The organism is Nocardia sp. NPDC003693 (genome assembly GCF_053981095.1).
Genome location: NZ_JBSFNO010000004.1, coordinates 254,120 through 273,607, shown reverse-complemented (window position 1 = coordinate 273,607; position 19,488 = coordinate 254,120). Strand labels below are relative to the sequence as shown.

The window sequence follows — 19,488 nt, the reverse complement described above, 5'->3', positions numbered from 1 at the left end:
GACGCGACTCGGGCCCGGCAACCTGCCGGGCCCGAGTCGTCTGCGCGGGTGGTGCGTCAGGCCACGAAGAGCTTTCCGATCAGGGAGTTCACGGCCGAGACGAGGTCACCGATGAAATTCGGGATCATGTTCTGCTCCTTCACGACGAGGGGTACGGGTTACGAACGACGTGGCCCGGCGATGGCGACATCACCGGACCGACTGTTTCCTATTCGTTGCCGAACCCGGGAAGGATGTCGGTCGGTTCGCACACCCGGTGTGCTAGCCGATACCGCTGGTCAGCGGGGTTTCGGATTACCAGCGCGGCGTGCGCGCGCTGATGGCACGATTTCGACCATGACCGTGGACTACTACGACCTCGGGAACTATTCACGTCCGGTGACCACCACCGCCCCCGGCGCGCAGCTCTGGTTCGATCGCGGCCTGGTGTGGACCTACGCCTTCAATCACGAAGAGGCCGTGCGCTGTTTCGAGCGCGCCCTCGATCACGATCCCGGCTGTGCCATGGCGTACTGGGGCATCGCCTACGCGTCGGGACCCAATTACAACAAGCCGTGGGAATTCTTCGACGAGAAAGAACTCGCCGATACCGTCGAGCGCACCCACGCCGCTGCACAGCGCGCGGTCGCGCTGGCGGCCTCGGCGGCTCCGGTGGAGCGCGCGCTCATCGGCGCGCTGGCCGCGCGCTATCCCGGTAGCGTGCCCGAGGGCGACGGCTCGGTGTGGAATCTCGGCTACACCGATGCCATGCGCACCGTATACCGGGAATTCCCGGACGATCTCGACGTGGCCGCGCTGTTCGCGGACGCGCTGATGAACCTGACGCCGTGGGGCCTGTGGGTACGGGACGCCGGCGCCGACCCGGGCCCACACACCCTGGTCGCGGGCCCGAATACGCTGGAGGCCAGGGCCGCCCTCGACGCGGCGCTCGCCACCGCGGCCGGGCACACCCATCCCGGCGCGCTGCACCTGTACCTGCATCTGATGGAGATGTCCCCGATGCCGGAAGCCGCGCTCACGGTGGCGGATCGGCTGCGCGGGCTGGTGCCCGATGCCGGTCACCTCGAGCACATGCCGTCGCACCTGTACGTGCTGTGCGGTGATTACCGAGCGGTGGTGGCGGCGAACGAGTCGGCCTACCGCGCGGACGAGAAATTCGTGCGCGCGGCCGGGGCGGTCAATTTCTACACCCTCTATCGCGCGCACAATCTGCACTTCCAGATCTACGGCGCGATGTTCCTGGGGCAGTCGGCGACCGCGCTGGCCGCTGTCACACGGCTCGAGGACGCCATCCCCGAGGAGTTGCTGCTGGTCCCCTCGCCCCCGATGGCGGATTGGCTCGAGGGCTTTCTCGGGATGCGCGTGCACGTGCTGATCCGGTTCGGGCTCTGGGAGCAGCTGATCGACCTGCCGCTGCCCGCCGATCCGGACCTGTACCGCGTGAGCACCGCGATGCTGCACTACGGCAAGGGAATCGCGTACGCGGCCACCGGCGATCTGCCCGCCGCCCTGGACCAGCAGCGGCACCTGCGCGCGGCCACCGCGCGCGTCCCCGCCACCCGGACCCTGTTCAACAACACCTGCCAGGATCTGCTCACCATCGCCGCCGCCATGCTCGAGGGCGAACTGCGGTACCGGGAAGGCGACCACGACAGCGCTTTTCGCGCGCTGCGCCGTTCGGTCGAGCTCGACGACGCCCTGCCGTACGACGAGCCCTGGGGCTGGATGCAGCCGACCAGGCATGCCCTGGGCGCCCTGCTCCTGGAACAGGGCCACGTCACCGAGGCCGAGGCGGTCTATCGCGCCGATCTCGGCCTGGACGACACCCTGCCCCGCGCCTGCCAGCATCCAGGCAACGTCTGGAGTCTGCACGGATATCACGAATGCCTCACCCGCCTGGGCAAATCCGGTGAAGCGCGCATAGTCGCCCAGCAACTGCGACTGGCCGCCGCGGTGGCGGATGTCCCCATCGAGGCGTCCTGCTTCTGCCGCACGGCCGACCCCGGCGAACCCTGCTGCTCGAGCTAGCACCGGTACCGCGTGTGTTCCACGTGAATCCCCAAGGCCCGCCGCGCTCGACGAGTGCGGCGGGCGGGTGGGGTGGTGTGGGGGCCGGCGGTCAGGCCGCCGCGGCGGACTTCAGGGCGCGCAGGGCCTCGTCCGGATTCTCGATGTCGATGACCAGGCGGGTGAACTCGTTGCCCGCCAGATCGATGCGCAGGGCGTGGCCGCCGAAGAGGGTGTCCCAGAACTCCTTGCGGCCCTTGCCCCGGAAGGTCCCGGCGGCGATGACGCCGGGGAAGAAGGCGCCGACGCGGAACCACGGGGGCCGCATGTCGACGCCGGCCAGGTCTATCGAAGTGATCTGCGAGAGGTCGAAGGTGACCTCTTCACGGAGCGCGAGCACGCGGTGGGCTCCGGTTACGTGGACCGTCACGGTGGTTCCGGTGAGTTCCAGCTCGACCATGTCGCAACCTCTTTCGCCGACGTCTTCAACCTCCCTCCACAGTGCCGTGCGGTCCTTGTCAAAGCCTGAGCGTTTACTGGGAGTTCTCTCAGGTTCGGCACGGATTCGGGCAAATCCACCGTCGCAGTGCCCGAATCCGACTGATCGGTCGCTGAAAATGCTCGGTCGCCCGGGCGTGTTCACCCGTGCCGAGCGGTCTCGGATTCGCGTGCGGAATCCACCTCTGCCAGCGGTAACGGCGCGCCGCCCAACTGCCGCAACAGATCCGCCGTGGTTTCCACGGTGCCGCAGCGGCGGGCCACGTAGTTCAGGGCCATGAGGTGTTCGTCACGGCTGAAATCGGCGGTCGCGTCCAGGGCCAGGAACGGGCGGACATCGGTCATGAACGCCTCGGCGGCGCTGAGCATGCACCCCATGTGGGTGTACACGCCGGTGATCATCAGGTGGTCGCGGTGGTAGTAGCCGAGCAGCTCGCGCAGATCGGTGCGCTGGAACGCGGAGTACCGCCACTTGGTGACCTGGATGTCGCGGGGGTCCGGCGGCAGCTCGGCCACCACCTCGGTCTCCGGGCCGTCGCTCATCCCGCTGCCCCAGAAGTCGGCGAGAATGCCGCGCCGCGAAGGGTGCTGATCACCGGGCTGCATGGTGTACACCACGGGAATGCCCAGCTCGTGACAGCGCCGGCGCAGCGCGTCGATATTGCGGACGAGGGTGCTCGCCGGTTCCTGGTCGGCGTCGTAGGCCGAGAGGAAGTACTGCTGCATATCGTGAATGAGCAGGGCCGAGCGGGTGGGATCGAGGAGCCAGTCCACCCGGTTGGGTTCCACCTCGTCGGCGGTGGGCATGGCGTAGGGCGCGATCGGTGGGATGGGCAAGACAGCCTCCGGGTCGTCGGGTGCGTGCGTGCTGGTGACTGATGCGCGGGGTCAGGCGACGGACAAGGGCAGATCCGAGATGCCGAGCGGGCCCAGGATGCGCCCGAATTTGCCGGTGGTCTCGGCCAATTCGGCGGCCGGATCGGATTCGGCGACGATGCCGCCGCCCGCGTGCGCGAGCAGGCTGCGGCCGTCCGCGGCCAGTTCCGCGCAGCGAATGCTGACCATCCACTCGCCGTCGCCGGCGGCGTCGCACCAGCCCAGCGTTCCGGCGTAGAAGCCCCGATCGCCTTCGAGTTCGGCGATCAGCCGGGCGGCCGGCGCGGTGGGGGTGCCGCAGATGGCGGGGGTGGGATGCAGGGCGGCGGCCAGCTCCAGCGCGGAGGGACCGTCGGCGGGGACGACGGCGGTGATCGGGGTGCCCAGGTGCCACATCTCCGGGGTGCCGGTCAGTTCGGGCGTCTCGGGGGTGTGCACGGCGGTGCAGCGGTCGCGCAGGACACCACCCACCTGGTCCACCACGTAGCGATGCTCGTGCCGATCCTTCGACGAGGCGAGCAGGGTGTCGGCCGCGATCCGGTCGGCGCCGGGATCGCCCGCGCGCCGGGCGGATCCGGCCAGCGGGTGACTCAGGACGGCATCGCCGACGCGTTCGATGAGCACCTCCGGGCTCGAGCCCACCAGGTGCCTACCCCGGTACGCCGCCCCCGCCGCGGACAGATCCACCAGGAAGCCGTTGCCCACCGGATCGGTCGACACCAGCAGGTCGAGCAGTTCTCCCGGCGTGATCGGCCGGTCCGAGCGTGCGCGAATCGCCCTGGCCAGCACCACCTTCGACAGCGGATGCGCGGGATCGGCGAGCAGCCGCACGGCCGCGGCCACATGCCGCACATGGGTCTCCGGCGACGGGAAGGCGGCGTCGATCTCGAAGTCCGGCAGCGCGTTCGGGGCCTGGGCCGGATACGGGGTCGCGGTGATCGAGATCGATTCCGGCGCGAACAGCGCGGCGGGCGCGCCCACCGCGAACGGCAGCGCGCCCACGATATGACTCACCTCCCCCGCGCGCAGTGCCGCCGCCGCGTCGCCCGCCGTGTGGAACACGCGGCCGACGCCGTGCGCGATCACCGTGCGATGTGGTCTGGCCAGCACGAAGGCGGGCTCCGAAGCTGAGATGGCAGAAATGGCAATCATCCTCTCGAATCACATGTCGAGCGTGGCTCCGCCGTCGACCCGCAGGTCGTGCATGGTGATGTGGCGGGCGTCCTCGGAGACCAGAAAGCGGACCGCCGCGGCGATATCGGCGGGTGCGGCGATGCGCCGCAGGGGAATTCCGAGGCGGTAGGCCCCGGGATCGCCGTCGAGCAGGCTCGCTCGGGCGGCAGTGCTCAGGGGGGACGGGCCGGCCGGGGCCGCCGGATCGAGCGGGTCGCCCGGATACAGCCCGCGCAGCATGTCGGTGTCGGTGGAGCCCGGGGAGACCAGATTCACCCGGACGCCGTGCGGGGCCACCTGCAGGGCCAGGGCCCGGGTGAAGGCGGTGGCCGCGGCCTTGGACGCGCAGTAGGCGGCCATGCCCGACCGCGGGGTGCTCGCGGCGTTGGAGGACACGACGACGATGGAACCGCGCCCGGCGGCGACCATCTCGCGGGCCGCGCGCTGGGTGACGTGCACGGTGCCACCGGCGTTGACCGCGAGCGAGCGCTCCCAGTCCTCGGGTGAGATGTCCAGTGCGGAACCGGCGTGCATGACTCCCGCCGCGTGCACGAGAACGTCGGGCACCCCGACATCGGCGATCAGCCGATCGAAGGCCACGCCCACCGCCGCGCGATCGGTGATGTCGATCCGCGCGGACCGCACGATCGCCTCGTGCGCGGCGTCCAGATCACCGGCGATCTCGTGCACGCGGGCGTCGCGGTCCCACAGCGCGATGGCCCGGGCCCCGGGCGCGAGCGCGGTCGCCACGGCCGCCCCGATACCCGCCGCGGCGCCGGTGACCACGACCAATGGCGCACCCGATTCGATCATGAACATAAGGTTAGCCTAACCTGATAAGAATGTGGGGCGCTCGTCTTCGGTGCGCTCCGGGCCACCCGGCGCACCGCCCGTTCTTCACGAAAAGAGGTGCACCACAATGCCATCGACCGTGCTCAACGGCTTCACCCCGTGGCCTCCGGCCGCCGCGCACCGGTACCGGGAACAGGGTTGCTGGACCGGCGAGACCTTCGGCGACGTGCTCACCGCCCGCGCCGCCGCCACCCCGGACGCCGTGGCCGTACTCGATGCCGGCAATCGCTGGACCTACGCCGAACTCGACCACCGGTCGCGCACGCTGGCGACGGGCTTGGCGCGTCTCGGAATCGCCCGGGACGACCGGGTTCTCGTGCAGCTGCCGAACCGCGCCGAGTTCGTGGAGGTGATCTTCGCGCTGTTCCGGCTCGGCGCGCTGCCGGTGTTCTGCCTGCCCGCGCATCGGCAGGCGGAGCTGACCCCCATCGCCGTCGCGAGCGGCGCGACCGCCATGATCACCGCCGGTACCCACCAGCGTTTCGACCATGCGGCCCTGGCGGATTCGATCCGCGCGGAGGTCGGCACCCTGCGTCACGTCCTCGCGGTCACCGACGAGTCGGACACCCTGCCCGCCGGGGTACACGACCTCGCCGACTTCCGGGACGAACCGGGCCCGCTGCCCGTACTCGACGCGAGCGCCGTCGCCTTCCTGCAGCTCTCCGGAGGTAGCACCGGGATTCCGAAACTCATCCCGCGCACCCACGACGACTACCTCTACAGCGTGCGGCGCAGCGCCGAGATCTGCGAACTCGGTTCGGACACCGTGTATCTCGCCACCCTGCCGGTGGCCCATAACTTCCCGATGAGCTCGCCGGGCATCCTGGGCGCGCTCTGGGCGGGCGGCGCGGTGGCCATGACGCCCGACCCCACCCCCGCCACCGCGTTCGCGGCCGTCGAACGGTTCGGGGTGACCATCACCGGCCTGGTCCCGCCGCTGGCGCGGCTGTGGGTGGAACGGGCCGAAGCCGGTGCGACGCCCGAACTTTCGACCTTGCGGGTGGTCCAGGTCGGCGGCGCCCGCTGCCAGGAGGAGCTGGCCCGGCGTATCGGGCCCGCGCTGGGGGCGACCCTGCAGCAGGTCTTCGGCATGGCCGAGGGGCTGGTCTGCTACACCCGCCTGAATGATCCGATCGACGTGGTGATCGGCACCCAGGGCCGGCCGATGTCCGAGCTCGACGAGGTGCGGGTTGTCGACGAGTCCGGGGCCGACGTCCCGGCGGGCACCGACGGACATCTGATCACGCAGGGGCCGTACACGATTCGCGGCTACTTCGACAACGCCGACGCCGATGCCCGAAGCTTCACCCCCGACGGCTGGTACCGCACCGGCGACGTGGTGCGACTGCGGCCCGACGGCAACATCGTCGTGCAGGGCCGGGCCGGCGACTGGGTCAACCGGGGCGGGGAGAAGGTCTCCGCGGAAGAGCTCGAGGCACAGCTGCTCGACCATCCGGGAATTCGCGATGCCGTGATCATCGGCATGCCCGATCCGGTACTGGGACAGCGCATCTGCGCGTTCGTGCGACCGGCCGACCCGGAGCGGGCGCCGTCGCTGCTGTCGGTGCGATCGTTCGTGCGCGAGCGCGGCGTGGCGGCCTGGAAGATGCCCGACGCCGTGGTGGTGGTCGAGGACTTCCCCGAGACCGGCGTGGGCAAGACCAGTCGCAAGGAACTGCGGCGGCTGCTGGCCGAGGGCGCGCGGGGGCGGTGAGCCGGGCGGTGGCGCGGAACGCCCGGCTCGGTGACCGAGCCCGGCCACCGCGCCGCCGGCGTTCACGACAGGGCTTCGAACCAGGACGCCAGGACCGGATCCGAAGCGAGCGTGGGGAAGTCGATGTGCGCGTGCCCGTCCGCGCGCCACTTCTCCACCAGCGACATGATCCGCACCGAATCCAGGCCGGCGTCCAGGAGATTGGTCTCGGGGGTCAGCTCGGCCGGGTCGATGCCCAGTACCGTTGCCACATCGTCGATCACGTACTGCCGCAGGGCGGTCGTCTCGTTGGTCATCGTCACTCGTCCCGGTCGTAGTCGGCCACGCCGCGCTTCCAATAGCCGGCGATGAGATAATCCTTCGGTCCCACGGTCAGTTCGGTGCGCACCCAGCGGCGCAGCGGGCGCAGGACGCCCGACTCACCGGCCAGCCAGAGGTAGAGCCGTTGTCCGGCGGGCACTTTCACGGTGCGCAGCGCCTGTTCCAGGGCGTCCCCGGTACCCGGCTCGGCCGCGCCGCGATGCACCCAGGTCACCCGCACACCGGCGGGCGCGTCCAGGGGAATCTCCTCCTCGGGGCCGGTGACCTCGATGAAAGCCCAGCCGGTCGCCGCGCGCGGCAGCCATTCCAGCCAGCGGGCGATGGCGGGCAGCGCGGTGATGTCGCCCGCGAACAGGTAGGCGTCGTACGTCTTGGGCACCACGACCCCGCCGGGCGGGCCCGCGATGTGCATGGGCGTGCCCGGGGTGGCGGCCAGCGCCCACTCCGAGGCCAGGCCGCCGGGGTGAACGGCGAAGTCGATGTCGAGTTCGCGGTCCGCGGCGCTGAAGCGGCGCACCGTGTACTCGCGCGAGACCGGTCGCGGGTTGCCCCATTCCAGGGACAGCCCGTCCCGGTTCGGCAGCCGCAGCTCACCGGTCTCGTCCGGGAAGATCAGGCGCACGTGCTCGTCCGGCACGTAGCTGTGGAATCCGGCGAGATCCGCGCCGCCGAAGGTGATGCGGAGCAGGCCCGCGCCCACCGGCGCCGTGCGGATCACCTCCACCGCGCACAATCCGATCGGGTAGCCGACCTTGGCTCCGTGTTCGCCCGCGAGCACCTCGTCGATGCGTTCGGCGTAGGCGGCTCGATCCATCAGCTCGCCTCCTTTCTCCACAGGGGCGCGGCGGCCAGGGCCGTGACCGCGCCGAGTACCAGTACGACGAGCCCGTACACCACGAGAGCGGTTCCGGGCGTCCAGAATTGGCCGGCCACACCGGCCGCCATGGACCCGATGGCGGTGCCGGTGACGGCCTGCACCATGAGCAGTCCGGACAGCCGCCCGCGCAGTTCGTCCGGCGCGTGCTGCTGCAGGACGGTGAACCGCAGCACGATGCCGATCGCGCGGGCCATACCGAACGCGGCCAGGCCGAGGAACACGCCCGCGACGTGCGGGAACAGTCCGGCGGCGATCACGCCGAGGGGCATGAGCGCCAGCGTGATCAGCAGGCCGCGGCCCGGCGTGCTCGTTCGCCCCATCCAGCCGCTGGTCAGCGAGCCCAGCACCGCGCCCGCGCCGGGCGCGGCGTACAGGATGCCCAGGGTGCTTGTGCTGCCGTCGAATTCGTCGGCGACGAGGGCCGGGAGCAGCACCAGCGGGCCGCTAACCAGCATGGCGATCACACCGGTGAGCAGGGTCGCGCGAATGACGCTGTGCCGCAGAGCGAAACGTATCCCCTCGCCGAGTTCGCGCAGGGGATTGCGGATCTCCCGGGCCGGGACCGGTTGCGGGCCGATCGCGCGAATGAGGCTGACGGTCGCCACGGTCGCGGCGGCGGTGAGGAAGTAGGCCGGGCCGACTCCCGCCTGCGCGATGAGCACCCCGGCCAGGGCGGGGGTGATCATGGTGCCCAGGTCGGTGGTGAGCGCGGTGAGAGCGCCGGCGGCCGCCATCTTCTCCCGGCCGACCAGCGCGGGAATCAAGGCCATGAGCGCGGATCCACTCACCCCGCCCGCCAGGCCGTCCACGACGCCCGCGGCGTAGATGACGGCCAGCAGCGGATCCGGGAGCAGGGCGTTCACGCCGAGCGCCAGGAAGCCGACGCCCGCCGCGGTGCGGGCCCACCCGATGGTGTCGCGCCGGTCGTACCGGTCCGCGATCACCCCGCCCGCCAGGCTTCCGGCGAACAGGGCGACCGCGGTGACCGTGGTGACGCCGGCGACGTGCAGGGAGGATCCGGTGAGCTGGTAGACCTGCACCGGCAGGGCCACCATGAGCAGTCCGATCCCGAGCACCGAAATCAGCCGGGCCGCGAAGGCGCAGCGGAATTCCCGGCTCGCCCGCAGGGGTGAGAGATCGATGAGCAGGCCGCCGACGGCTGTCACTTGAAGGTCGCTCCCAGCAGGTCGAGGGTGCTCATGGCGTTGCGGTAGTCGGGCCGCTGGGCGGTGGCGGGCAGGTCGTAGACCTTGCCGGCCTGGAAGGACGGCAGCTTGGAGAGCATGGCGTCCTCCTTGAGCTGGGCGATGGTGCGCCCGCCCTCGAGCTGCACCACGAACAGCACCGGGGCGTCCACGACGGTGGTGGTCACCTCGGGGCTGAAGGACACCCAGTCGGCGGCGGCGGGCCGGGAGAGGTTGCCCGCCTTGGCTTCCACCTTGTCGTCGATGGTGAAGCCGACCGCGCTGAGCAGCGAGGCGATGGGGGTGCCGGGCGCGATGACGGACGGCTTCTGGTCCTTGCGGGACTGGAACACCGCGACGGCGCCCTGCGGCACCTTGATGGTGGACTTCACCTGCGCGACCTTGTCGTTGTACGAGGTGATGATGGCGTCGACCCGGTCGGCCCGGTCGACCGCGTTCGCGACGGCCTTCAGGTGGTCCTGCCAGTTCGAGCTGTTGGAGGGGATCAGCACGGTCGGCGCGATGGCGGCGAGCTTGTCGTAGGCGTCGATGGACTGCTGGCCCGGGTAGCCCTGGCCGCCGCCGATGATCAGGTCCGGCTGTTGCGCGGCAATGAATTCCAGGTTGATGTTGTCGCCCGACGGCAGCACCTCGGTGCCCTGCTTCTTCGCGTCCTCGGACCAGGCGGCCGGGAACTCGCCGGGCTTCAGGGTCACCCCGAGTACGCGCGGGTCGGCGGCCTTCACCTTCGCGCCCAGATCGAAGAGGTATCCGGCGAGTGAGCCGTTGACCACCACGATGCGCTGGGGGTCGGCGGGCACGGTGATCGCGCCCTTGTCGGTCTGGACCTCGCGGGTGCCCGATCCGCTCGCGTCGTCGGAGCCGGAACTACAGCCCGCGACGAGCGCGACCAGCGCCAGGACGAGCAGGGCGACGGCGGCGCGCAAACGGGCCGTCATGCGGTACAGCGTCATTGGATGGGTGTTCTTTCTTCTTCGGGGGGTGGGTCTGTTCGGGCACGGGGGTCAGCCGCGCAGCGCCGGGTCGGCGTCGAGCAGCGCGGCGACCTCGGTCCAGCCGGGCGGGGACACGATGTCGAAGTGCGAATAGGGCAGGCGGCGCACGGTCACCCGGGCCCCGGCCGCCCGCCAGCCCGCGATCTGGGCGTCGGTACGGGCGGGTTCGGCCCCGGTGTCGGCGGCGTACAGCGCCATCTCTCCGCCGTAGTGCGGGGCGGTGGATCGGGTGACCATGCCGAGCAGCCCGGTGGCCGAGGTACGGATGGCGTGCGCGAGTTCCGGTGCGTCCCTGGGCAGTTCGGGAAGCAGCCGGTCCAGTTCGTCGGGATCGGCAAGTGCGCGGGTGGCGCGGTCGACCAGGTTCGCGAGCGGATGGGAGTCGATCAACCCGACGTAGGCGATGGCCTCCCCTGACCGCTCGAGCAGCGCGGCGACGGCCTGCGCGATCACTCCGCCGAGGGAGTACCCCAGCAGGTGGTACGGGCCGTGCGGCTGGACCTGGCGGATGGACGCGAGGTAGTGCCGCGCCAGCTCGTCGAGCGTGTCCGCCCGGAACTCGCTGTCCCGCAACGTCGGACACTGCACGCCGACGATCGCGCGGTCGGCCCGCAGCAGCCGGGCCAGCGGCCCGAACTGCCAGGCGGTGCCGCCGACGGGGTGGATGCAGAACAGCGGCTCGGCGTTCCCGGCGCCGCGCAACTCGAGCACGTGGTCGAGACGGCTGCCGAGCATGGCGAGCCCTGTGCCGGAGGGCTCCGGTTCGCTCGCCACCGGTGCGCCGGTTCGCGTCACCCCGGCGTCCATGGCGACATGCCCTGTCCCGGGGACGAGTCGCGGTCGCTCGTCATCGGCACCGTCAGCGGTGGTCACTGCCGGTACGTGATCGGCAGGACCCCTGTCGGCGGCGGGGCCGCCCCGGCCGGGCGCAGCGGAGCGTGAATCACGCTGCGGTGACCAGGTTTCGATGTGCTCGGCATCGGATGCCGCCGGTAGCCGGGCACCGAATGCGGCCCGCTCCTCGACGAGCGCGGCCAGTCCGACGGCGGTGGGCGCGGCGAAGATGTCGTCCAGCACGACGTCCAAACCCGCGCGGCGCAGCCTGCCGGTCAGCCGGACCGCGGTGAGCGAATGCCCGCCGGTGGCGAAGAAGTCCGCGTCCGGCGCGAGATCGGTGAGCGAGAGCACAGTGGCCATAGCGGCGCGGATATCGGCGACGGATCGGCCGGAAGACCCCGTGCCCGCGGACTGTGGCTGGGTCCGCGCGGCGTCCGATCCGATGCCGGTCGTGTCCGTACAGGCCGCGCCTTCGTCGGGTTCCCCGGCAGCTGCCGAGGCGGGGGTCACGGTGCCCGCGTACGCGTTACCGGTTTTCGCCGAGTCCGACGCGGCGGCAGATGCCCCCGCCGCGAGGCCGTCGGCCGGGCCCGCGGCGGTGTCGGCCGGGTTCTCCTGCGGGACTTTCGAGGGCGTCTCGTGGGCCGAGGCGGCATGCGCGGAAGGGGCGGGCAGGGCCTTGCGGTCTATCTTCTCGCTGGGGGTGCGGGGGATCCTGTCCAGGACGACGTAGGCGGCGGGGAGCATGTGAGCGGGGAGCACGGTGCGTAGGCGAGCGGCCACCTCGTCGATGTCGAGAGTTGTTGCGGCGGCGGGGATCAGGTAGGCGACCAGGCGTTGGTCGCCGGGGGTGTCCTCGCGGAGCAGGACCACGGCCTGGGCCACGCCGGGGCAGCGCAGGAGGGCGGACTCTATGTCGCCCAGTTCTATGCGCTGGCCGCGGAGTTTGATCTGGGTGTCGGACCTGCCCAGGTAGTCGAGTTCGCCGTGCGGGCCCCAGCGCACCAGATCGCCGGTGCGGTACATGCGGTCGCCGACGCCGGCGGGATCGGCGACGAACGTGGCGGCGGTCAGGCCGGGGCGGGCCAGGTAGCCGCGGGCCAGTTGGACGCCGGTCAGGTAGAGGTCGCCGAGGGTGCCGGGCGGGACCGGGTGCAGGGTCTCGTCGAGAACGCGGACCCCGGCGCCGGTCGCGGGGACGCCGATCGGCACCGAATCCACGTCGGCGTCGGCGGTTTCGTGATGGGTGATGCAGACGGCGGCCTCGGTGGGGCCGTACAGGTTGAACACCCGCGTGCCGGTCAGCGCGCGCATGCGATGGGCGGTTGCGGGCGGGAGCGCCTCACCGCCGGTCCAGACGCTGCGCAGGGTCGTCGCACCGGACAGGTCGGCTTCCTCGCTCAGGACCGTCAGCATGGAGGTCGTCATCTGGATGGCGTTCACCCGCTCGGCGCGAATGAGCCCGGCCTGGTAGTACGGGTCGCGGTGCCCGCCGGGCCGGGTCAGCACGATGCGCGCGCCGACGAGCAGCGGTAGATAGAGCTCGAGGAGCGAGGCGTCGAAGGTGGGCGGGGTGCGGTACAGCACGGTGTCCCCCGCGCCGAAACGCTGTTGGCGCTGCAGCCATTCGAAGGTGTTCACGATGGCGGCGTGCGGAACGGTCACGCCCTTGGGGACGCCGGTCGAGCCCGAGGTGAAGAGGAGATAGGCGGCGTTGCTCGCGTGCAGTGGCGCGCGGCGGTCGGCATCGGTGATCGGGGAGGCCGCGAAACCGGCGGTATCGAGGGTGTCCAGCGTGACGACGGGCGCGCGGCCAGTCGTGAAGTCGTCGGCTCTGCGGGTGAGAACCAGCGCCGGACCGGCCGTTTCGAGAATGACGTCGATGCGCTCGGCCGGTTGCGTGTGGTCGATCGGCAGGTAGACGCCGCCGGAGCGGCTGATGGCGTGGGCGGCGATCACGGACTCCACGCCGCGTTCCATGGCGACCACGACCACCGTCTCGGGCGCGACGCCGCGCCCGATGAGCCAGCGCGCCAGGCGATTGACGCGCGCGTGGAACTCGCCGTAGGTCAGGGTGTGGTCGCCCGCGGTGACGGCGGGTTCGTGCGGGCCGATCGGTGTCGTGGACTCCCAGCAGGCCAGGGTCGACCCGCGGGTGTCGGAGGCGGGTGCGGACTCGAGGATCGACGCGACCGTCGCCGCGGAGTTCAGGGTCAGCGCGGTGAGCATTCCGCTCAGCCGGGCGGCCAGATGCGTTGCCAGGGACGCGGATACCGCCGCCGGGTCGTGGTGCAGCACCAGTTCGAAGGCGTCACCGGGAAGTGCGGTGACGATGACCGGGTAGTGGGTGAGGCTGTGCACCTCGACGTCCGCGACTCGCAGATCGTGGGATTCGGGTTGGCGCAAGCCGGTTTTGGGGAAGTTCTGATACACCACGAGGCTGTCGAAGAGCTGTCCGAGCCCGGCGGCGCGTTCGAGCGTGGCCAGGCCGAGGTGGCCCAGGGCCTGCATGTCGAAGCTGTCGCGCTGGAATTCGGCGAGCTGGGCGACGGGCGGCCGGTCCGAGTCCCAGTGCAGCCGAACCGGAACCGTGTTGCTGAACAGGCCGACGGTGGACTCGACGCCCGGCAGTTCGGCGGGGCGGCCGGACACCACCGTGCCGAAGACGACGTCGTCGCAACCCAGGTGCTCCGCCAGGGTCAGGGCCCACGCGGCCTGCAACAGGGTGTTCATCGTCAGGCCGTGTTCGCGGCCCAGCGCCTTCAGGGCGGCGGAGACGTTGTCCGGCAACGGCACTCGCAGCGCCACGGGTTCCGAGCGCTGTCCGGGCCGGCCCAGGAGCGATCCCCGCGCCAGGCCGCCCAGGTAGGTCCGCCACCGTTCGATGGCGCCCGCGGTGTCGCGGGCGGCGAGCCAGGCCAGGTAGTCGCCGTAATAGTTTGGCGCGGTGAGCTTTTCGCTCTCGTTCGCGTGGTAGAGCGTGAGCGCTTCGCGCAGGATGATCGGCACCGACCATCCGTCCGTGAGCAGATGGTGGGCGGTGAGGATCAGCCGATGCGCCGAGTCGGTCAGGTGGATCAGCTGGACGCGCAGCAGCGGCGGCCGGGCGATGTCGAAGGGTTCGACTCCGGCCCGGCGGGCCAGCTCCGCGGCCTCCTGCTCGGCTTCGACCGGCGCCAGGTCACGCAGATCCGCGGTACGCCAGCGCACGCGCGGGTCGCGCGGAATCACCTGCACCGGTTGATCGAACCGCTCATAGCAGAACGCCGCGCCCAGGTTCGGATGCCGGGTGAGCACCCGGTCGAACGCCGCCGCCAGCCGCGCCGCATCGGCCGGACCGGCCAGGTCGAAGCGCGCGGTCATGGTGTAGACGTCCGCCGCGCCGTCCCGGAGGGCATGGTAGAGCAGGCCCTCCTGGAGCGGAGACAGCGGCAGCACGTCGGCGATCGGGCCGTATTCGGCGGTCAGGTCATCGATCTCGCGCCGCGATAGCGCGATCGAAGCGGAGCGGTGGTCGTCAGGCGCGGTGGAGCGTTCGGTGAACCGCCCGTCCGTGCTTGCGACGGGCGCCGCGCCAACCCGGTCCCGGCCGACATCGCGCCCGTTCCAGGGCTGTGCCTGCGCGGTGGCGACAGCACCGGCCCCCGGCAGCGAACTCGTCTCGGGCGTAATCGGATTCGATTCCCCGCCGCCCGCTGCAGCCACCGCCGCCGACCCGGCCAGGGCCGCCAGCTCACCCAGCCCGCGCCGGGTCAGCAGTTCCTGCGGGGTCAGCAGCAGCCCGCGCTCACGCAGGCGGCTGCTGACGGTGATCGCGGTGATGCTGTCGCCGCCGGCCCCGAAGAAGTCGTCGTCGACACTCACCGCGTCGTGACCCAGTGCGGCGGAGACGATCTCGCAGAGCACGGCCTCGGCCGGGCTGGTCGCCGCACGTCCGGCCGCGAGCGCATCCGGCTCCGGCAGCGCCGCCCGATCCACCTTGCCGTTGACGGTGAACGGCAGTGCGGCGAGCACGACTACCCGCGCGGGCACGAGGTGATCCGGCACCGAATCGGCCATCCGCGAACGCAATTCGAGCACATCGGGTTCACCGCTCCGCTCGGCCACCACGTAGCCGACGAGCGTGGCCCGCCCCGCGATCTCGCGAATGTCCGCCGCGGCGGCCCGGACCCCCGGCAGCGCGCCGAGCGCGGCCTCCACCTCGCCCAACTCGACGCGGTGCCCGCGGATCTTCACCTGGTTGTCGACCCGGCCCAGGTATTCGTAGCCGCGCCCGGCGATCCAGCGGGCCCGGTCACCGGTGCGGTACATGCGCGCACCCGGCGGGCCGAACGGGTCGGGCACGAATCGCTCCCCCGTGGCCCCCGGCCGCCCGAGGTAGCCCCGCGCGATGTTCGGCCCCGCGAGGTACAGCTCCCCCACCCGCGCGTTGTCGACCACCTGCAAGGCGTTGTCGAGCAGATACATTCGCGTACCCGGCAGGGGATGCCCGATCACCGGCGCGTCTCCGGCGACGACCGCCCGGCTGGCGTCCACGGCGCCCTCGGTCGGCCCGTACAGGTTGACCGCGTTCACCCCCTCGGCCCGGATTCGCCGCCACAGCTCCGGCGGGCACCCCTCGCCCCCGAGCGCGACCAGTCGCGGCGCGATGTCCGCCAGCCCGTGTTCGAACAGGGCCCCGGCGAACCCCGGCGTCCCGTCGACGACGTCGATCCCGTCCCGCTCGAACGCGGCGACCAGCGCTGCCGGATCCCGCCGGATCACGCTGTCGTACAACCGAACCCGATGACCGTCCAGCAGCCACAGCAGCGGGTCCAGGGCGGCGTCGAACGCGAACGACGTGGTGTGCGCGACCCGCAACGGCCGGTCACACCCCCGCGCGGCCGCGAACATCCCGTCCCGGTGCGCGGCGAGCAACTGCCCCAGGGCCCCGTGCTCGACCAGCACGCCCTTGGGCCGGCCGGTGGATCCCGAGGTGTAGATCAGGTACGCGCCACTGTTCGACTCGTCCACCGCGCCGAGGTCCCCCGCCGCACCGTCGTGCCGCGCCAGTTCGGCACCGAATTCCGGCCCGTCGACGGCGACCACGTCCGGCCAGGCCCGACCTGCCGTCGCTCGCACAACCTGCGGCAACGGCGCTGAATCCGGCTCCCTTACACAGCGAACCGGCTCGGGCCCCATCGCCTCGTGGCCGGTCCTTGTCGCAACACCTGCGATCTCCGGCGGGGTTGCCACGACGTCGGAATCGCCGTATCGCAGCGGGTCGGCGATGAATCCGGGGTGGGCATCGGCGAGCGTCGATCCATCGCTCGACCTTGAATTGGACTGCTTTACAGCGCGATTCGCCGGGTCTTCCAGATCGCCCACCTGCGATATGGCCCTCAAGGCCGGGAAATCCGCCTCGCCACCGGCGGTCTCAGCCGCTCGAGCGGCTGTATTCGTGATCAGTTCGGAAGCTGTGTCGCCCGTGCTCAACACCAACAACGGTGCGGCATCGGCGATCATGTCGCGCAGGCGGGCGGCCGGATACTCGGGATCGAGCGGCAGGTAGATGCCGCCTGCGCGCCAGATCGCGAAGGCGGCCATCACGAACTCGGCGGTGCGCGGGAGGGCTACGCCGACGACGACCTCGGGGCCGACGCCGCGTGCGCGCAGCAGGTGGGCGAGCTGGTTCACGCGGGCGTCGAATTCCGCCGCGGTCCAGCGCACCCGGTCGTCCTCGAGGACGACCGTGTCCGGCTGGGAAGCGGCCAGGCGGGTGAGGGCGGCGGGGACCGACTCGGGGCGTCCGGGCGGGGGCGGGACGGATCGAGCCGTCAGGAGGTCGGACCGGCGCCGGTGATCCAGCAGTTCCAGTGCGCCGACCCCGGGCTTGTCCGGCCCCGTAAAGGCTTCCAGGACCCGGACCAGGCCGTCGAGGCGGGCGCGGACCGACTCCGGATCATTGTTCCGCGCATCGGATTCGAAGCCGAGCAGCAGCGTCCCGTCGGCCAGCGGGGTCACCGTCAGGCCGAGATCCTCGGGCGGTCCGCCCGCCACATTGCGCAGAATGCCCTGCGCGCCATCGAAATCGAGGGCGAAGTCGAAGACCTTCAGGTTGACCCCGACACCGTGCAGCAGCTCGCCCGCGCCCCGGCCGTGGAAGTCGCGGGCCAGATCGTCACCGCTGTAGCGCTGATGCGCGCGTATCTCGCCCAGGGTGGCGGCGACGCGCGGGCCGAGTTCCTCGAGGCGGTCACCCGCGGCGACCCCGACCCGCAACGGCAGGACGTTGACCGCCATGGCCGGGGTGGTCAGGGCGGCGCGGCCGACGCGGCCCATGAGCAGCATGGAGATCACCACATCGGAAGTACCCAGGTGCCTGCTCAGGAACGCGGCGTAGGCGGCGACGAAGACATCGGCCCAGGTGATGCCCAGCCGTTCGGCGCATTCCCGCAGGGCGGCAAGGGTTTCGGCCGGCAGCGCGGCCTCGGCGCGAATCGTGCGCTCCACCGCACCGCCCACGTGGGTGCCGCGCCCGTCCAGATCCGGCCACGGCGTGAGCTGCGCGCGCCAGAAGTCGCGGTCACGGGTGAACTGCTCCCCCGCGCGATACTCCCGTTCCTCGGCGACCAGCGCCTCGATCGTGCCGAAGGTGTTCCCGCGCACCGCCGTTCCGCGCCGCAGCGCCGTGTAGTGCGCCGCGACCCGGCGCGAGAGCAGCGCCGCGCTGTACCCGTCCACGATGAGGTGGTGATAGAGCTGCACGCACCAGACCCGGTTCTCGCCGAGCCGGATGATCGTGTAGCTGTAGAGCTGCCGATCCACCATGCCCCGGCAGAACTCCGCGGCCCGCTGCCGCTCGAGCGCGACGGCCTCGTGGGCCAGCGCCGTCGGATCCGCCGCGGCCCGCAAGTCGATCAGGGGCCGCAGTTCGCCCACGCCGTCGAGCACGGACTGCCGCGGGCCGTCCCCGGTGTCGTGGAACCGCAGCCGCATGTTCTCGGCTTCAGCAATTGTTCGGCGAATGGCCCCGGCCAGCGCATCCACCCCGATCGGCGCGGTTCCGGAGATCTCCAGCACCTCGCCGACCAGGTAGCGGCCCGACTCCGGATCGAAGCGCTGTGCGTTCCAGATGCCCAGCTGTGGTCCAGTCAACGGCAACACGGCAACTCCCCTCACCTACAACGAGATTCGAATTCGGTGGCGGGCGTATCCGGTTCGACCGGAGACGCCGGCGCAGCAGAAGGTAGGTTAGCCTACGTTTACTTAGCGTGGGGAACCTTCGATTCGCGCCGGTCAGCGCCCTACCCGGCCTGCGCCGCGTTCTCGGCCCACGGAATCACCAGCGGTGCACCGGTTTCCGGATCGTCGATGATCCGGCAGCCGAGCGCGAACACCTCGCTGACCAGTTCGGCGGTGACGATGCGCCGCGGCGGTCCGGCCGCGACCACGGCGCCGTCCTTCATGGCGATGAGGTGATCGGCGTACCGGAACGCGTGATTCAGATCGTGCAGCACCGCGACAACGGTCCGCCCCGACTCCCGATTCAAGTTCCGGCACAGATCCAGCAACTGGATCTGGTGGGCGATGTCCAGGTACGTGGTGGGTTCGTCCAGCAGCACCACGGGCGTGTCCTGCGCCAGCACCATCGCGATCCACACCCGCTGCCGCTGCCCGCCGGACAGCTCGTCCACCGCCCGCGCGGACAGCTCACCGACCCCGGTGGCCGCCATCGCCGCGGTCACCGCCTCCTCGTCGGCCCGCGACCACTGGCGCAGCAGCGACTGGTGCGGATAGCGCCCGCGCGCCACCAGATCCGCCACCCGAATCCCCTCGGGCGCGGTGGAAGTCTGTGGCAGCAAACCGATTCGGCGCGCCACCTCCTTGGCCGGATACGAGCCGATCGCCTTCCCGTCCAGCAGCACCGTGCCGCTCTCGGGCGCGAGCAACCGGGCCAGCGCGCGCAGCAGGGTCGATTTGCCGCAGGCGTTCGGCCCGATGATTACCGTGAACGCGCCGTCCGGCACGTCCACCGAGAGCTGATCGCTGATCGTGCGCCCGCGATACCCCAGCCGCACCCGGTCCGCGCGCAATCGCGCGCCGGCGACCGCTTCCGCGACGGCATCCTGTTTGTCGAGCATCGTCCCGTCC

12 protein-coding genes are annotated in these 19,488 nt (G+C 71.1%); 2 read left to right on the top strand and 10 right to left on the bottom strand.

What is annotated here, in order from left to right:
* The first annotated feature begins 336 nt into the window (after positions 1-336).
* Entirely contained in the window at positions 337-2,028 is a 1,692-nt protein-coding gene (locus ACWDOP_RS08085; protein ID WP_456344476.1) for a tetratricopeptide repeat protein, read from the top strand.
* Positions 2,029-2,119: 91 nt separating this feature from the next.
* On the opposite strand, the gene ACWDOP_RS08080 is transcribed toward ACWDOP_RS08085, so the two are convergent.
* The 4 genes from ACWDOP_RS08080 to ACWDOP_RS08065 form a co-directional block, all read right to left on the bottom strand.
* A complete protein-coding gene (locus ACWDOP_RS08080) occupies positions 2,120-2,467 on the bottom strand; it encodes a hypothetical protein (RefSeq protein ID WP_454201361.1) in 348 nt (115 codons plus the stop codon).
* Positions 2,468-2,646: 179 nt separating this feature from the next.
* A complete protein-coding gene (locus ACWDOP_RS08075) occupies positions 2,647-3,342 on the bottom strand; it encodes an isochorismatase family protein (protein ID WP_456344475.1) in 696 nt (231 codons plus the stop codon).
* 51 nt (positions 3,343-3,393) lie between these two features.
* A complete protein-coding gene (locus ACWDOP_RS08070; RefSeq protein WP_456344474.1) occupies positions 3,394-4,533 on the bottom strand; it encodes an isochorismate synthase in 1,140 nt (379 codons plus the stop codon).
* Between the two features lie 9 nt (positions 4,534-4,542).
* Complete coding sequence (locus tag ACWDOP_RS08065) at positions 4,543-5,373, bottom strand: SDR family oxidoreductase (protein ID WP_456344473.1); 831 nt, start codon at positions 5,371-5,373, stop codon at positions 4,543-4,545.
* 100 nt (positions 5,374-5,473) lie between these two features.
* Between ACWDOP_RS08065 and ACWDOP_RS08060 the strand changes: the two genes are divergently transcribed.
* A complete protein-coding gene (locus ACWDOP_RS08060; protein WP_456344472.1) occupies positions 5,474-7,120 on the top strand; it encodes a (2,3-dihydroxybenzoyl)adenylate synthase in 1,647 nt (548 codons plus the stop codon).
* Between the two features lie 62 nt (positions 7,121-7,182).
* Here the strand turns inward: ACWDOP_RS08060 and ACWDOP_RS08055 are convergent, their stop codons facing one another.
* The 6 genes from ACWDOP_RS08055 to ACWDOP_RS08030 form a co-directional block, all read right to left on the bottom strand.
* Positions 7,183-7,416 carry a phosphopantetheine-binding protein gene (locus ACWDOP_RS08055; RefSeq protein ID WP_454201366.1) on the bottom strand — a complete coding sequence of 78 codons (234 nt, stop codon included), beginning with the start codon at positions 7,414-7,416 and terminating at the stop codon, positions 7,183-7,185.
* A 2-nt stretch (positions 7,417-7,418) separates the two neighbouring features.
* Positions 7,419-8,255 carry a siderophore-interacting protein gene (locus ACWDOP_RS08050; RefSeq protein WP_456344471.1) on the bottom strand — a complete coding sequence of 279 codons (837 nt, stop codon included), beginning with the start codon at positions 8,253-8,255 and terminating at the stop codon, positions 7,419-7,421.
* A complete protein-coding gene (gene entS / locus ACWDOP_RS08045) occupies positions 8,255-9,484 on the bottom strand; it encodes an enterobactin transporter EntS (protein WP_456344470.1) in 1,230 nt (409 codons plus the stop codon). Before entS ends, ACWDOP_RS08050 begins: the two co-directional genes overlap by 1 nt.
* A complete protein-coding gene (locus ACWDOP_RS08040) occupies positions 9,481-10,461 on the bottom strand; it encodes an ABC transporter substrate-binding protein (protein ID WP_456344469.1) in 981 nt (326 codons plus the stop codon). The genes entS and ACWDOP_RS08040 overlap by 4 nt, the downstream gene beginning before the upstream one ends.
* A 66-nt stretch (positions 10,462-10,527) precedes the next feature.
* Positions 10,528-18,492: an amino acid adenylation domain-containing protein gene (locus ACWDOP_RS08035; protein ID WP_456344468.1), complete on the bottom strand. Its 7,965-nt coding sequence runs from the start codon at positions 18,490-18,492 to the stop codon at positions 10,528-10,530.
* A 149-nt stretch (positions 18,493-18,641) separates the two neighbouring features.
* Positions 18,642-19,478 (bottom strand): ABC transporter ATP-binding protein, encoded by an 837-nt coding sequence (locus tag ACWDOP_RS08030; protein ID WP_456344467.1) that lies wholly within the window; start codon positions 19,476-19,478, stop codon positions 18,642-18,644.
* Between the last annotated feature and the right edge of the window lie 10 nt (positions 19,479-19,488).

Bases quoted from the DNA above. Each gene is read 5' to 3' on its own strand.
- ACWDOP_RS08085 (WP_456344476.1), top strand. From the start codon at position 337: ATGACCGTGGACTACTACGACCTCGGGAACTATTCACGTCCGGTGACC.
- ACWDOP_RS08030 (WP_456344467.1), bottom strand. From the start codon at position 19,478: ATGCTCGACAAACAGGATGCCGTCGCGGAAGCGGTCGCCGGCGCGCGA.
- ACWDOP_RS08055 (WP_454201366.1), bottom strand. From the start codon at position 7,416: ATGACCAACGAGACGACCGCCCTGCGGCAGTACGTGATCGACGATGTG.
- ACWDOP_RS08040 (WP_456344469.1), bottom strand. From the start codon at position 10,461: ATGACGGCCCGTTTGCGCGCCGCCGTCGCCCTGCTCGTCCTGGCGCTG.
- ACWDOP_RS08060 (WP_456344472.1), top strand. From the start codon at position 5,474: ATGCCATCGACCGTGCTCAACGGCTTCACCCCGTGGCCTCCGGCCGCC.
- ACWDOP_RS08065 (WP_456344473.1), bottom strand. From the start codon at position 5,373: ATGTTCATGATCGAATCGGGTGCGCCATTGGTCGTGGTCACCGGCGCC.
- ACWDOP_RS08070 (WP_456344474.1), bottom strand. From the start codon at position 4,533: ATGATTGCCATTTCTGCCATCTCAGCTTCGGAGCCCGCCTTCGTGCTG.
- ACWDOP_RS08050 (WP_456344471.1), bottom strand. From the start codon at position 8,255: ATGGATCGAGCCGCCTACGCCGAACGCATCGACGAGGTGCTCGCGGGC.
- ACWDOP_RS08080 (WP_454201361.1), bottom strand. From the start codon at position 2,467: ATGGTCGAGCTGGAACTCACCGGAACCACCGTGACGGTCCACGTAACC.